The organism is Nitrosomonas communis, from assembly GCF_001007935.1.
GTDB classification, from domain to species: Bacteria; Pseudomonadota; Gammaproteobacteria; order Burkholderiales; family Nitrosomonadaceae; genus Nitrosomonas; species Nitrosomonas communis.
Window position 1 is genome coordinate 906,087 of record NZ_CP011451.1, and the last position, 15,807, is coordinate 921,893.

9 protein-coding genes are annotated in these 15,807 nt (G+C 44.0%); 4 read left to right on the plus strand and 5 right to left on the minus strand.

Annotated features, from left to right (window positions below; genetic code table 11):
* Positions 1-19 precede the first annotated feature (19 nt).
* Both glgB and AAW31_RS03975 read right to left on the minus strand, forming a co-directional pair.
* Entirely contained in the window at positions 20-2,185 is a 2,166-nt protein-coding gene (glgB, locus tag AAW31_RS03970) for a 1,4-alpha-glucan branching protein GlgB (RefSeq protein WP_046849259.1), read from the minus strand.
* A 70-nt stretch (positions 2,186-2,255) separates the two neighbouring features.
* Entirely contained in the window at positions 2,256-3,719 is a 1,464-nt protein-coding gene (locus AAW31_RS03975) for a glycosyl hydrolase family 57 (RefSeq protein ID WP_046849260.1), read from the minus strand.
* Between the two features lie 930 nt (positions 3,720-4,649).
* Between AAW31_RS03975 and glgX the strand changes: the two genes are divergently transcribed.
* Positions 4,650-6,776, plus strand: coding sequence for a glycogen debranching protein GlgX (gene glgX, locus AAW31_RS03980; protein WP_046849261.1), 2,127 nt, complete (start codon positions 4,650-4,652; stop codon positions 6,774-6,776).
* Between the two features lie 319 nt (positions 6,777-7,095).
* Here glgX and AAW31_RS03985 read toward each other — a convergent pair whose 3' ends face one another.
* Positions 7,096-7,653: a c-type cytochrome gene (locus AAW31_RS03985; RefSeq protein WP_235264489.1), complete on the minus strand. Its 558-nt coding sequence runs from the start codon at positions 7,651-7,653 to the stop codon at positions 7,096-7,098.
* Positions 7,654-8,454: 801 nt separating this feature from the next.
* On the opposite strand from AAW31_RS03985, the gene AAW31_RS23380 reads away from it, so the two are divergent.
* From AAW31_RS23380 to AAW31_RS04005, 3 genes are all read left to right on the plus strand, one after another.
* Positions 8,455-8,748, plus strand: a complete 294-nt coding sequence (locus tag AAW31_RS23380; protein ID WP_158441375.1) for a DUF1540 domain-containing protein — start codon at positions 8,455-8,457, stop codon at positions 8,746-8,748.
* Positions 8,749-8,963: 215 nt separating this feature from the next.
* Positions 8,964-11,807: an AMP-binding protein gene (locus tag AAW31_RS03995; RefSeq protein WP_046849264.1), complete on the plus strand. Its 2,844-nt coding sequence runs from the start codon at positions 8,964-8,966 to the stop codon at positions 11,805-11,807.
* A 1,318-nt stretch (positions 11,808-13,125) separates the two neighbouring features.
* On the plus strand, positions 13,126-13,599 hold the full coding sequence (locus tag AAW31_RS04005) for a Slp family lipoprotein (RefSeq protein ID WP_052752058.1): 474 nt from the start codon (positions 13,126-13,128) through the stop codon (positions 13,597-13,599).
* A 587-nt stretch (positions 13,600-14,186) separates the two neighbouring features.
* Here AAW31_RS04005 and AAW31_RS04010 read toward each other — a convergent pair.
* Both AAW31_RS04010 and AAW31_RS04015 read right to left on the minus strand, forming a co-directional pair.
* Entirely contained in the window at positions 14,187-14,894 is a 708-nt protein-coding gene (locus AAW31_RS04010; RefSeq protein ID WP_046849267.1) for a winged helix-turn-helix domain-containing protein, read from the minus strand.
* A 234-nt stretch (positions 14,895-15,128) separates the two neighbouring features.
* The gene (locus tag AAW31_RS04015) at positions 15,129-15,575 is read right to left on the minus strand and encodes a phosphate-starvation-inducible PsiE family protein (protein WP_046849268.1); all 447 of its coding nucleotides are present in this window, start codon (positions 15,573-15,575) and stop codon (positions 15,129-15,131) included.
* Positions 15,576-15,807 lie beyond the last annotated feature (232 nt).

The following is a 15,807-nucleotide window of genomic DNA, read 5'->3' on the forward strand; positions in this document are numbered from 1 at the left end:
AATATCTCATAAATTTACGTCATGAAATCAATTTTTCCAGAATGATTGCGCCTAATGGCGGCAGCGTTAAGCTTATGGAATACGGTCTTCCGTTCCATTCTATGGCTTCTGCCACTAGATTTACATCACCATTGCCTACATTGCTCCCCGCATAAAAATTCGAATCCGAATTAAAAATTTCTTTATAAGTACCCGATTCTGGCACACCCATTCTGTAATTTTCATGGAGGACAGGGGTAAGATTAAGGGCAACCACCAGAAAATTCTCATCTGACTTGCGCAGATAGGTTAAAATCGAATTTCTGTTGTCATTACAATCAATCCATTCAAACCCATGCCAATCAAAATCATATTGATGAAGCGCTGTAGTTTGGTGATACAGGTGGTTCAAATCCTTCACTAGCAGTTGTACACCTTTATGGTTGGCATACTCAAGTACATACCAATCTAGAACTCCAGCGCTGTTCCATTCAAGTCCCTGACCAAATTCTGTCCCCATAAAGAGCAATTTTTTACCGGGATGAGTAAATAAATAAGTATAGATCAGGCGCAAGTTGGCAAAACGTTGCTGTTCATCACCGGGCATCTTGTTCAGCATGGAACCCTTCCCGTGCACGACTTCATCATGAGAAAACGGCAAAATAAAGTTCTCTGAAAAAGCATACAACATACTGAACGTAAGAATATTGTGATGGTGCTGACGATAAATGGGATTCTTGGACCAGTAGGCCAGAGAATCATTCATCCATCCCATATTCCATTTGATATCAAAACCAAGTCCACCGCTATCGGCAGGTTTTGTCACTTGTGGCCAGGAGGTAGATTCTTCTGCAAAAATCAGCACACCCGGACACTGGCCATGAACAACAGTGTTGACTTGACGCAAAAAATCAATAGCTTCCAGATTTTCTCTGCCACCGTATTGATTAGGTATCCATTCTGTGCGTGAGTAATCAAGGTAGAGCATGGAGGCCACTGCATCCACCCGTAATCCGTCAATATGGAATTGTTCCAGCCAATAAAGCGCACTTGAGAGCAGGAAATTCTTTACTTCATGGCGGCTATAGTTAAAAATCAAGGTAGACCAATCCAAGTGCTCACCTTTGCGTGGATCGCCATGCTCGTATAACGGTGTACCATCAAAACGCGCTAAGCCATGCGCATCCTTGGGGAAATGAGCAGGCACCCAATCAAGAATAACCCCGATATGATGCTGGTGCAGATAATCGACAAAATAACGAAAATCATCTGGAGAGCCGAATCGGCTGGTAGGCGCATAATACCCGGTCACTTGATAACCCCAAGAAAGATCAAAAGGATGTTCGGTTATTGGCAGCAGTTCGATGTGAGTGAACCCCATTTCAATCACATAAGGCACCAGCCGATGTACCAATTCCTGATAGTTAAGAAATTCACCTTCCATGCCACGTTGCCATGAACCGAGGTGAACTTCGTAAATTGACACGGGCCGATGTTGCCAATCAAACCGGCTACGTTGCTCCAGCCAGTTTTGGTCACCCCACTGATAGCTGGTTTCTCTAGCAATGATCGATGCATTGCGTGGACGTAATTCAAATTCTTGTCCATACGGGTCAATTTTTGAGTGGATAGTGCCGTATTCCCGATTACGGATCTCATATTTATAGAGCATGCCGGGATGAACATCAGGAATAAAAAGCTCCCATACGCCATAACCCTGGCGGACACGCATCGGATGACAACGGCCGTCCCAGCGATTGAAATCACCGATCACGCTTACACGCTCTGCGCCAGGTGCCCATACAGAGAACAGCGTACCCCTGACATTGTTAACTTCGTGTGGATGAGCACCCAAAAAACGGTAGGCATGCCAATGTTTTCCTTCAGCAAATAAGTGAAGATCAAAATCACCGAGCTGCGGCAGGTAGGTATAGGGATCATGCGCGATATGTTCGTAGTTATCGTAATCATGCCAGATAAAGCGGTAGTGTTGCGGCAGGTTGCTACCGTCACCCTGCCATTCAAAGAGGTCAGTGTCACCCACTCGTTGCATAGTCAGTCCGTTTTCTGCAATCGTGACAGATTTCGCATGTGGTTTAAAGGCGCGCACAATTGTCATGCCCTCCTTATGATGACGGCCTAATACAGTAAAAGGATCATGATGACGTGCTGCAATTATCTTTGCAATGTCATTGTTTAAAGGCATATTTTATTCCTTATAGCTGGATCGCACTTAATAATGCGGATTATCCACCACTCAATGTTTGGTATATTTACTAAAAATCATTCTTAAGGATTTCATAAGTGCGGCGGCATATTTCACGCCCATAATCCGTCCATAAGCCTTGTCCCCAGTAGCGGTAACAGCTTGTTTGCGAGCAAAGCAGATGAAAGAGGGCATTCCGATAGCAATGTTCATCCGTGGCATGGCCTGATTTAAGCGCTGTGGTGTAAAACAGCTTGCTCACTTCTTCCAGGGGCTCGAGCACACTCTCATAGCCTTTTACCCAAGAAAGATCGTTAGTCCAACTCCCCCCTTCCATATGAAAATTGTGATCTTCCCGCGATAGCGCTTCAATGGCCGCATTGAGTTTGTCTGAACCATCCCCTGGTTGGATATACGTCCAAATCTTTTTATGGAACAAGGGGCGGATGATGGGAAAATCTTCTTCTTTAAGTTGAATGGAATAAAGGTATTCCAGATATTCACTGACGTTGACGCCAGGCGTATCACTATAAGCGCACTCGCGCATTACTTCTTGATATTTGGATGGAAATTCATTCATCATAACGCCACCATTTTCGCCATCAGCGATTTGACTGACCACTGGCGGAATATTCTTGCCAGCCAATTCTGTCCGCGACAAGTATTTTGCTTCGTAATAAGGCTGCATTTGGCCAATGAGTTTGGTATCTGAGCCTTGGGTTTTGATAATAGCAACGATGCTTGCGGTTGTGCCGTTGGAGTGGGCGCAAACCAAACGGTGTGGTAAGTGAGGTTGTCGCGGCGAGCAGCCACTTTCCAGCTCCTCGACGGAATGCTCTTGAACCAATACCCATTGATAGCCGCACTCTTTTAATGTTTTGATGAATTCATAAGCCACATCGGGATGGTTAGGCAAAGCCATTTCAGAAGGAGAAAAACCGCGCACCCGCTTAAGTGCCTCTAATCCAAAGATTGCAGCAAAATGATGTTGCCAGGCTTTCACGTGCAAGCGATAGTCTTGCACGGGAGTAGAAGGTGCCACGGAGTGACCCCAAGGGCAGCCCAGCCATTCTACTGCGCAATTATATTCAGGGTTGCAGGTGATATCTTTAAGGCTGTCTATCACATCGTGCCGCCCCATTTTGCGTATGCCGTGCAGCAGGGTACCCGAGTACTCCAACATGATTTTTGGGTTTTTACCTTCATGAATCAATTGCGGAATATATTCTCCCATCCGCTTATAGCAATAGGCAAACACAGGGGCGTTGTGATTATCGCCGTTGTTCGGATGCTCCATCATGTACTGCAGATTACTGATGAGAGCAGCGGTCTGTAGATGATCACCACCCGCAGGCATAAGTGGCTGATGCATGTGCAGCGCGCAAGCAAATGCGCTTTTTATGCGGCTGAAATCTATCCTGCTATGCGGCAAGAATACAGAATCATTTTGGCATTCTCGAATAACTTTTGCCACAAGATCTTCCGATCCACAAATATTGGGCAGGCCATTGATATATTCGGGTAACTGTTTCATTGTTGTGAATTTCCTTATGCTTGGCTTTTTCTCAAACAATGCACTGTGGTTAGTTTATATCGAATATATTTTCAAAAATATATTCATAAAAAAGACCTTTTGCGCAACCCTGAAAATTTTGCGATGGTAAGGGAACGTCTCTAAATGACAGTTTTATTCCATTTCCAGATCAAACATGACGCGAAGGCGAGCCGCAAACAGTATCAATAATACGGCAAGGTGAAGCCGACAAAGTCAGTTTTGATTCAGAACTGGAATTAATCGCTATTTCTTGGCAGAAAAACGAAGTTTTACTGCTCTCTTAGGCCATTTTTCCTCATTACGTCCTATTTAGACAGACTGCTCCCTAATAATTCATCTACCAGATGGTATTGACAGCTTTTCTCAGATTCATGCACTCAGTATGTATCAATCACCGCGCCCGTGGCACTTCTCATCATCAAAATCGTGTGATTAAATCTGTTCACTGATAGCAGCCAAAAACCTTCCAGTTTGGCTTTTACTATCAGCCGGTTATGGAATCCGCACAATATCGGTTTTTTATCAGGTATTGCCTCTAATAATTCGCGTGGATCGGTATAAACCGCTAAGAGTCAACTGTCACTTCTCCCAAGCAATTAGAGCATAACTTCTGTACCTTGGGTTGCCCTTTGCTGGTCAGTAAGCTAAGCCGTATCATATCTTGTTTCTAACCGAAGTAAGCTATGTTGCAGATCAGATATAAACTCCATTTTTTGCCTGTGCTTGCCTATATTGACTGCCTCGAATACGTTTTCAACAGTTCGCCAGGATCAAATAGAAAATATCATCCAAAAAAAGGATGATCTCCAGACCCAAGAAAATTATAACCCTAGCACAAAGAGAGCTATTAGGGTTAATATAGTAGTCAGTTATTAGCACTAGCAAATTTCAATCCATTTAGAAAAAAATATGAAAATTTGGCCAGGACAGCCTTATCCTTTGGGAGCCGTTTATGATGGATCTGGAACGAACTTTTCAGTATTTTCAGAAATCGCCGAACGGGTCGAGCTATGTCTCTTTGATGAAAAAGGGAAAGAACAGCGCATTGATTTACCCGAGGTAACAGGCTATTGCTGGCACGGCTATGTGCCCTTCATGGAGCCGGGCCAGCGTTACGGTTTCCGCATCCATGGACCCTGGGATCCTGCTAAAGGTCAGCGTTGTAATCCTGCCAAGTTGCTGCTCGACCCATACGCAAAAGCAATCGATGGGCAAATTCAATGGAATGAAGCTGTTTTCCCATACCGTTTTGGCAAGGGTAGCGAAGTTCGAAGCATGAGCAATAGTGCGCCATACATGCCACGCAGCGTAGTACATCAGCCCCATTTTGATTGGAATGGGGATCGTAGATTACAAATTCCCTGGCATGAGACCATCATCTATGAGACCCATGTCAAAGGGATCACTAACCGGCATCCAGACATTCCGCCTGAAATACGAGGCACTTACACTGCTCTAGCCCACCCAGCAATTATCGAGCATTTCAAGCAACTTGGGATAACAGCAGTCGAGCTCATGCCGATCCATCACTTCATCCACGACAAACATCTGGTGGATCAAGGTTTGCGAAATTATTGGGGATACAATTCCATTGGTTATTTCGCACCCCATAGTGAATATGCCGCCCAAAAACGCCCTGGTGCAGCTGTGGCTGAATTCAAACAAATGGTCAAGGGACTGCATCAGGCTGGAATCGAGGTGATTCTGGATGTGGTTTACAACCATACAGCGGAGGGAAACCACCTCGGCCCGATGCTTTCTTTCAAAGGTATCGATAATACCTATTATTACCGACTTGCTGACGATCCACACTATTACCAGGATTACACTGGCACTGGTAACAGCCTGAACATGCGCAATCCCTTCGTGCTACAGCTCATCATGGATTCGTTACGCTACTGGGTGCTGGAGATGCATGTGGATGGATTCCGCTTTGATCTGGCTGCCACTTTAGCACGTGAACTGCATGATGTGGACCGCCTTTCCGTATTCTTTAATATCATTCAGCAAGATCCGATCATCAGTCAGGTGAAGCTTATTGCTGAACCTTGGGATGTCGGAGAAGGGGGGTATCAGGTGGGTAACTTTCCGCCGGTATGGAGCGAGTGGAATGGAAAATACCGGGACTGTGCACGCGATTTCTGGCGCGGTGAGAATCAAACACTCGGTGAGTGTGCCTCTCGCTTTACCGGCAGCTCGGATCTTTATGAGCAAACTTCTCGCCGGCCCTACGCCAGCATCAACTTCATCACTGCGCATGATGGTTTCACTTTAAACGATCTCGTTTCCTACAATGAAAAGCATAATGAAGCCAACGGTGAGAAAAACAATGATGGTGAAAATCACAATCGTTCGTGGAATTGTGGTGTGGAAGGCAAGACAGATGACCCAAATGTACTCCAGCTACGCAAACGCCAGCAGCGAAACTTCCTTGTCACGCTATTCCTATCGCAAGGTGTGCCGATGCTGCTCGGAGGTGATGAAATCAGCCGTACGCAACAAGGTAACAATAATGCCTACTGCCAGGATAATGAGATTTCCTGGTACGATTGGGAAAATGCGGATAAAGACTTGCTCGTTTTTTGTCAGAAACTCATCGAATATCGCAAAAACCATCCTGTTTTTCATCGGAGACACTGGTTTCAAGGTCAGCCCATTCATGGCAGCGAAGTAAAGGACATTGCCTGGTTTACCTTAGAAGGGGCACAGATGTCTGAAAATGATTGGGGCCTGGGATATGCCAAGTCACTTGGTATTTTCTTGAATGGCATAACGATCCCGAACCCCTACCCACGTGGCGAGCCGGTAAAAGACGACAATTTTTATGTAATTTTCAATGCCCACCATGAAGCGCTAACGTTTACTCTCCCCGGAATGGAGTGGGGGGCCCTTTGGATAAAGGAGCTCGACACCAGCATTGGCTGGCCGGAAAACCAGGAATCGTTTAAAGCAGAAAGCCAGATCAATGTGGAAGCCCGTTCCGTGGTAGTGCTGCGTCATTCATCTTTTCATCTTAAATCCATTGCCAATGATTGATTACAGTTGTCGCATGACCTTTATCCTTAAACCTAGATTCAACCTAGATTCCTCAATTGAAGTCTATTTGATAAGCCGCCGGAATCCAATGTTACTCTTAGTTTCAGACTTAAAACGGTAACTGCTCCTCAGTTACCGTAAATAAACGGGAAGCGAAGCGCGGCAACACTTTCAGTTGATTTTGATTATTTTATTAAAATCTCACCTGATAGGTGATGCCAGGAATTTTTAAAAATACCTTAATCTATATGATTCATAAGTGATTTAATGTAATTCAACTGAGAAAAATAGGTTAAATGACACTCCCACATACCCCACATTAATGATGGTCGTCATCATGATGATCGTGCATTAGATCATCACCATGCGCATCTACCAGCGCGGAATATTGTGCAGCAGTCATTCCATGGAGTTTTAGAAGGAAAGCATTGATTGCCCAGATTGTTGCATCATTATGCGTAGGCCCCCAAGCGGGCATGGCCGTCATTTTGATACCATTCTTGATCACCCAGAAATATCTTTTGGAAAGAAATGATTTATCACCTTCATCAGTTGCGGGCTCTCTTTCATGAAATACAGGTGCTTGTGGGTAAAGACCGATTGCCAGTTCGGTGGGTTTCTTACCGGGCGCTAAATGACATTCGGTACACATGGCGTGGTACTGCTTGAAACCTTTTTCAAGCATAAGGTCATCATCAAGCACTGGAATTTCGATTTCTTTTGCGCGTGCATTTATTGAGCTATCACGAACCCAACTGATCAGTTTTTCTGTGATCGCCCAATGTTTATCGGTAGCAGCAAAGTTGTAGGCACCAGAATTTAATGCGATTAATATAAGCACGAGTACTGTCAGTGAAACGATGGTTTGCAATTTCATTTTCATTCCTCCTATGGTTATTCAGAACGATACATGATGATCTATAACAATAAAGTATCACATCGACGCAAGCTTCGCGACCCAGATTAATTTAAGCTAAATTCCTCCTCATCTGATCACTCGTTCTGGGTTAGTATTTTGAATATAATAAAATTCTCTATAAATTTCATTCTCACCTTCCAAGTATTTTCGCTCCGGATCTAATTGCGAGTTCCTGCAAATACATGGCTGCGGTGCAACTTCTTGCCCTGTACTCGCAAAACCATACTCTTCATTCCACCCACCTAAAGAATCTAGGTTTAATTGAATTTTATCGATATTGTCTCTATAACACGATATCAGATTTGCTTTTGGTCGTATTAGCAATGGCTGATTGTTATCACCAAATTTCAATAACAATATTAATCAGACCAAGTACGCGTCGAATATTTTTCAATAAAAAGCAGACCATCGGGACACACCAACACCATAACAAGAGCATCGGACATCAAACCCTTACCATGCAAAGCGAGAAGATATCGATTCTTTTTTGCGTTAAGTGGATAGATTCTAGAAAGAATGAAGTACTGAAATTTATAAACAGCATCCACTTAAGAATAGTTAACTTAATGATTCTATGGATATTTTGTATGGCTCATAGCAAAGTAAATTTATTTTCTATTTGCATGACAATTTTCCTTGACAACGATTTATGCTAAGTGCACCATGTTTATTGCAATGAGTGATTAGGACCATGATAGTTTCTATTGTTTTTCACACAACAGGAGAATTTCAGATGAAAACTATTACCATTGATCCATTTTGTTTCCGAATGTAGTTAGTGCAATCGAATGCATATATAATCTTAATTACAATTGCCACGCACGTGTCATTACCGTCGGCGACAGTGTGCACCCCAGCTGCGACACTTCTTTCAACAACAAGAACCACACCCAAGCCACTATGCACGCGACAGAGATTGGAGCCTGCAAAGCTACAGCATGCAAGTTCAATGATAACTTTGAATGCATAACCAAAAACATTCGGGTCGGTCGCAGTATGGATGAAATTAGCTGCCTCACATTCATAGATAGCGCGCTGATCTCATCCTCCTGAGAAGAAGGATTTCAGCAGTCCGTCTCAGTGATAATCTTGCATTCGATGCTAGTTGGGATGCTGTAATATATCTAGCTAACTGTCCGTGCACAATGATAGGTAGAATGTTGGAAGTAATCTGCGTCTGTAATACCGCTTACTGGGCGCTGGATACTCACCCCAGAATGAGCCTCCAACTTTCTCTACTTCTGGGAAAGGAATAGAGTGAGAAGCAAATGCCTTTCAATATAGATTCTCAAAGCGATGTAGAAAAGCTGCTTGGCATTGTGCGCGACCTTGTTCATGAGCTGCGGCCGAATGAACCTGTTCCCAAACATCTCGGGTTAGATCATTCATTGGAGCGCGACTTCGGTCTAGACAGCCTGGCGCGCGTAGAGCTGCTAAGTCGCATCGAACGAGAACTGGGTTTAAAGCTTGGCGAAAAAGCGCTGGCTGAGGCCGAGACACCTCGTGATTTGCTCAAGCAGATTGCAGGTACGAGCACTGCCGAAACACTTACTCCAGCTGGAACAGCGAAGTTTGCAGAAACCCAGGTATATCCTCCTCCGCCGGAAACCGCGTCTACGCTGATCGAAATCCTAGACTGGCGTGTCGCGAGGCAACCTGAGCAGGTTCATATCACGCTTTATGGCGAAGAGGAGCATACCGAAGACATTACCTATCGCAGGTTGCAGGAAGAGGCCAAAGCGTTGGCTGCCGGCCTGCAACAGCTTGGGCTAGGTTCTGGCGAAAGGATAGCTATCATGTTGCCCACTGGGCGAGGATTCTTCGCAGCTTTTTATGGTGCACTCTATGCTGGATGCGTACCGGTACCGCTGTACCCGCCGGGCCGACCTTCGCAAATTGAGGATCACATGCGGCGTATCGCCAATATCATCGGCAATGCCCAAGCCAGCATTCTCATCACAGTTGAGCAAGCCAAACCACTGGGACACTTGCTGCGTGCGCAATGCGAATCACTCCGTATGGTTACAACCGTCGCAGATTTGTCTATCCATGGAGCGCACCCTCCTTCTCCGAAGTTAGAACCACAAAGTATCGCTTTACTGCAATACACTTCTGGCAGTACCGGCAGCCCCAAAGGAGTAGTATTAACCCATGCTAACCTAATCGCCAACTTGCGAGCGATGACGCTTGCTTCGAGCATTACTGCCGCAGATATTTTCGTCTCATGGCTGCCGCTCTATCACGATATGGGATTAATTGCCGCTTGCATGGGTAGCCTCTATGTCGGGTTTCGGCTAGTACTGCTCTCGCCTCTCAGCTTTCTTGCCCGACCAGCATGCTGGTTATGGACGATTAACCGGCATTGTGCCACAGTTTCAGCAGCTCCTAATTTTGCCTATGAGTTATGTGCCAACAAGCTCGATGATCGTGAGCTGAATGGTCTGGATCTCAGTTGCTGGCGTCTGGCCTACAACGGAGCTGAGCCAATCAGTGTAAATACGATAGAACATTTTGTTGCACGCTTTTCTCGCTATGGTTTCAGCCGTACCGCCATGACGCCTGTTTATGGCCTGGCAGAATCGTCTGTAGGGCTGGCTTTCCCTCCGGCGGAACGTGGGCCGCTGGTTGATCATGTGGATCGAGATACGCTCTTACACTCGGGTATCGCGCGTTGTGTGCAGGCTGAAGACCGCTCTGCGCTGCACATCGTTTCATGCGGCTTACCTTTACCCGATCATCAGATACGCATTGTCGATGCTGATGGGCAAGTACTGGCCGAACGTACGCAGGGGCGCGTGCAATTTCGCGGACCGTCAGCGACCAGCAGCGGTTATTTCTGCAATCCCGAAGCGACAGCGCGCCTGTTCGACGGACAATGGCTTAATAGCGGTGATATGGGTTACATTGCGGCCAGAGAGCTGTATCTCACTGGACGTGAGAAGGACATTATCATTCGCGGTGGGCACAACATTTACCCGCAGGAACTGGAGGAAGCGGTAAGTAAAGTGCGTGGCATCCATAAAGGTGGAGTAGCCGTTTTTCCCGCCAGCAATACACACGCTGGCACAGAACGCTTGATAATACTTGCTGAAACACACGAAAGCAGCACCAAGGAGCGTGAGCGGATAGTAACTGAAATCAACAACCTCGCGGTAGACTTGGTGGGGCTGCCAGCAGATGATATCGTGCTAGTACCGCCGCGCACGGTGCTGAAGACCTCCAGTGGCAAGCTTCGCCGTACTGCTTGCCGTGAGCTTTATGAACAAGGTGCGATCAACAGCACTCTACGACCACTATGGTGGCAAATGATACGCCTTGGGGGTGCTGCAGCCATAGCGCGGGTTATGCGTTTGCTGCGGCGCGGTGATGAATGGGCATGGGGGCTGTGGGCCTGGGCAGTTTTCGTTGCTATTGTGCCCTTCGCCTGGCTGCTGATCGTGCTGATGCCTGGACTTACTCTGCGCCGGCGCATCGCCCGGGCAAGTGCACGTCTAGCAGTTGCGCTAACCGGTCTGAAGCTACAGGAGGAAGGCTTGCAGCATCTCAAGAGCGAAGCGCCCATGGTTGTGGTAGCCAATCACGCCAGCTATCTGGATGCACTCCTACTTACCGCAGTACTGCCTGCTAAGTTCGCCTACGTGGCCAAACAGGAATTACTGCGCAATCCGGCAGCTGCTATCCCCTTGCGTCGATTAGGCAGCGCATTTGTTGAACGTTTCGATGACGCACGCGGGGTAGAAGATGAACGCAAGCTGGAGGAGCGGGCGCGCGCAGGTGAGTCTATAGTTTTTTTCCCAGAAGGTACATTTCGGCGTGAAGCCGGGCTGATGCCGTTCAGAATGGGAGCATTTCTGACTGCTGCACGCACCGGTATCCCCATACTACCAGTCACCCTGATCGGCACCCGCACTATGCTATGTGCTGGACAATGGTTGCCACGTCGAAGTAAGCTGAAAGTGCTGATTAGCACACCCTTGCATCCATTAGGAAATGACTGGCAAGCAGCATTACAATTACAAGAAGCAGCGCGCCGCCAGATACTGGCAGAGCTGAGCGAACCTGATATTATCATTGCCGCTGGACCAACGTCATCAAGTGAAAATTTCCGTTAATGCTGGCAGATTATTAATCACTCCCAATTCCATTTTTAAATCTAAAGGATATCCATCAAATTATTTATTGATGTAATTTCAATAACTTGCTATAGTTAATAATTAACTTTTGATCTAGAAATGGAATAAGAAACTGTTTGGAAACGCCTGTTTTATGTCAAGCGCTTCAACATAATGCGTGCCATAGCGATGTAAACCCAGCTTTCATCCGTCCGGGTGAGGCGTTCATAACTTTTACTAAGCCTGCCAGACTGACTTCTGGATAACTCATTTTCTGGATAACTCATTTCCAGGATTATGCACCATCGTTTGCCGCGCAAAATAGCGATGGGGTGGATGGGTTGCGCCTGTCAGCAGAGAACAACCTCTTTTCTATCATCATTTCCACCAAAATGTGCAGAAAAGCATATTTCATCACAACAAATTCTGAATAGAAATCCGATTTATCTACTTGAAAAAGGAATCTCTGGCAAATTCACTCTTATTTTTGATGCTCGTGCAATATCCAGGCTAGCGCTTGTCCAATACATTGAATACTGACTTCGCAATCAAGCACTAGAGACAGCCATTCAAAATTATGGTTGTCCATAGATCATGAATACTGATCAGGGTGTCCAGTTCATTAGCGATGCATTTGCTTCGATATTAAAGAAGCATTATATCTAGATCAGCATAGAGGGTAAGGATTGCTACCATGAGAATATTTTTTTGAGCGATTATGGCTGTCAGTTAAGCAAGAGTTTTTATATCCGAGTTTATTCAATAACTTGGAGGAGATAAAGAAAAATTTAATTGCATGGTTTGATAGGTATGGTCAAGAATGATTCTATCAAAGCCCTGACAGGCTTACGCCTGAAGAAATCTATCATAATGCTCAAAGAAACCATCTGATTGCCTGAACCTGATCAACTAAACTTACCAGAGCTTAATTTTCTTTCAGGTTGCCCAATTAATTAATAGGAACTATATCAAGGTAAAGAATCAGGCAGTAAGTTATAGAATAAATATTAGCTCATTTCAATGTATTAAAAACTGCGGATGTCATCAGGCAGTAATAAAGACGTAATGTTGAACCGTATAATGATCAATACTAAGTTTATTCCTGTTCTTAGGCTACGGTGTCAGCTTTTATCATTTCTCCCTTTTGTACCACAGCTGGCACCTTTTTACAGATTTTATCTTTGCAAGAACCATAAAATTTGCATAGATGAAGGCTTTGACCAGTATATTTCTCCAGTTCTCACGCGCTCTAATATACCCTACCAAAAAGATTTTTTACAATTAATAAGAAAGATTTGATATTTCTATGAGATTCTATTTGATTTTAACTAGCTTATTACTAAGTGCGTGCTCTACCCTGCCCCTCGCATTTGAAGATCCACATATAACAAAAATTTCATATACAGAGGTAAACGCAGACATTGAAAATAATAAAAATACTTTGGTGCGCTGGGGTGGTGTCATTGCGGATGTCAAGAATGATGAAAACTTCAGCTGGATGGAGGTCATATTTTATCCATTGGATTATTATGGTCGCCCCAAAATAAATAAACCCAGCGAAGGACGTTTTGTCATTAAAAGTCCGGAATTTTTTGATCCAAAGGACTATGCTAAAAATAGAGAAATTATTACTGTAGGCGTAATTGAAGGCAGAACTGAGCATATAACCAGCTCCGATAGTTCAGAGCTACCATTGATAAAAGCCACAGCTATTCATCTCTGGCCGATAAATTACCGAGATAATTATTACGGACATTGTCGGTTCTGCTATTTTATGCAGCTATTCTGGTAGATGCGAAATTTTTCCGTAAAACGTCACAATGAAATAATTTATCATCTACTGGCAATTAATCATTCTAAAATCATTGAGTTGGGCTCAATCTGGTTCAACCTAAATACCACAGTTGAGTTAGGTGGAGCGTGTAGTGATCCAGATGCGATGTAAAGTGCGGCGAAGCCACAGACTGTGCTCTGTACAACGAAGAGCAACACGCCACATTCGCGCCTGAATGGACAGATGATGTCCTCTTCGTTGCATCACACCATTTTGGAGAATACAAAATTTCTAAAGTGCCCCCCCCTATACCATGAGCCTAGCTTACTAATCAAGCATTTAATTACGTTTTAGATTCAAGCTTTACTTACTGAAAGAGAGCTTGAACAAAAGAGCGTCCGTAAACACCGAAAATCACCCCTTCTCAATAACATTAAATATAAACATGAGCTAAGACTCATGAAATTTCCAAAAAGAACAGCTGCAACTAAACACCTTTCATTCCCTCCTGAAAGATGTCTATGAATAATTTGGTTTTATTGGCTGCGGGTTTAATGATAGGTTACGGTTTGGACAATTTTGGTTTGAGCTGAAACATCGTTGGTTTACTCAACAGAAAATCGATAACCAATTCCCCTGACTGTCTGTACCAGATTTTCTTTACCTACTACTTTAAGAGTGGTTCTCAGCCTGCGAATATACACGTCGATGGTACGTTCTTCGATAAAAACATGATCACCCCATAATCGATCTTGCAGTTGGGCACGTGTATGTACCCGCTCTTTGTTTGCCATCAAAAAATGCAAGAGGCGAAATTCAGTGGGCCCTAATGTAATTTCAGCTGGTTCTAACTGCTTATCCTTGATGTACGCATGTACTCTATGTGTAGCTGGATCAAGTTTTAATCCCCCCAACTGAATAATTTCCTCCGCCATCTCGGGTAAACGCCGACGTAACACAGCTTTGATTCTTGCAATCAGCTCATGAGGTGAAAAGGGTTTGATAATAACATCTTCCACCTCAACCACCAGATTAGCGATTATTTCACTTTCCTGATCTCGAGCAGTTAATATAATAATTGGAATGGATTTGGTACGTTCTTCAATCTTCAAACTGCGTGCAAATTCTACCCTGTCCATATTAGGCAGTACCCCACCAATTATCACAAGATCGGGTAAGACATTGATGATTATTCTTTTAGCTTGCTCTGCATTATCAGCACATAAAGCAATCAGACCTGCTCTTTTTAAATTGAGCGAAATCGTTTCCTGGAGAATAGGTTCATCTTCAACTATTAGAATTGTTATTGTCATACATTATCTCATTCTTAGTATATATAGTTAAAGGATGTTGAGATAATATAAATAAAATTTTACAAATTCGTGACAATAACATGAAAACAACCTTTCATTTGTATAGCTGATTAATTATTTGATTTATTATCAAAAATAAGCAAAGCAAATAAATAGAAGATACTCATCTTAGATTATGACCTGCTAGTTCTCTCTAGCTGACTTCGTTCCTGTTGCGCCTAAAGGTTTGTTGAATCAATCAATAGCATCGGGTGAGAAACGAATAGAAACAATACGCAGCAATGTCAGTACCGCAATCACAGCAATATGTAATCCAACTTCTATCAATGTGTATGCTTTATACCAGAGGCCGATTAACTCTCCGATCAGCACCACTAATGCAACATCGAGGATGAAGGTTACCTTTACACGCCCTACTGCCAGATAAGATTGTAATATGCGAATCAGTTCAAGCACTGCGAGGACCAACACGACATCAATAATGATATGCTCGACAACGTTTGCCCATCCATTCTTGAAAATATGAGGCAAGTTTGACATTAAATTGAGTATGCCTACGCCTATCCACAAATAGAGCGCTAACATCAGGATACCAACTATAAATTGAATGATGCGCAGATGCCAATCACTATCAGTTAACAGGACTATATTTTTTCTTTTGATTATTTCTTGATTAATCATTGATCCACTCCATTTGATTGAATTATGTGGATTCTTATCTTATAGATTTAATATAAAAGTTTTGTGACGTTCTAATCATTTTTCTTCCGCTACATTCCGTCTCACCTTATCCACTTATCTTATCAAGAAAAATCAAGCGCATTGGCCTGGGCGCTCATGAATCCTGATCATTTCCACATTTATTTAACTTATTGTATATAAATAAGTTATTTTACAGATGACGAGTGTTTAA

What these genes read in the sequence shown, in the direction of transcription:
- glgB (WP_046849259.1), bottom strand. Translation starts at nt 2,185, where the DNA reads ATGCCTTTAAACAATGACATTGCAAAGATAATTGCAGCACGTCATCAT.
- AAW31_RS03975 (WP_046849260.1), bottom strand. Translation starts at nt 3,719, where the DNA reads ATGAAACAGTTACCCGAATATATCAATGGCCTGCCCAATATTTGTGGA.
- glgX (WP_046849261.1), top strand. Translation starts at nt 4,650, where the DNA reads ATGAAAATTTGGCCAGGACAGCCTTATCCTTTGGGAGCCGTTTATGAT.
- AAW31_RS03985 (WP_235264489.1), bottom strand. Translation starts at nt 7,653, where the DNA reads ATGAAATTGCAAACCATCGTTTCACTGACAGTACTCGTGCTTATATTA.
- AAW31_RS03995 (WP_046849264.1), top strand. Translation starts at nt 8,964, where the DNA reads ATGCCTTTCAATATAGATTCTCAAAGCGATGTAGAAAAGCTGCTTGGC.
- AAW31_RS04010 (WP_046849267.1), bottom strand. Translation starts at nt 14,894, where the DNA reads ATGACAATAACAATTCTAATAGTTGAAGATGAACCTATTCTCCAGGAA.
- AAW31_RS04015 (WP_046849268.1), bottom strand. Translation starts at nt 15,575, where the DNA reads ATGATTAATCAAGAAATAATCAAAAGAAAAAATATAGTCCTGTTAACT.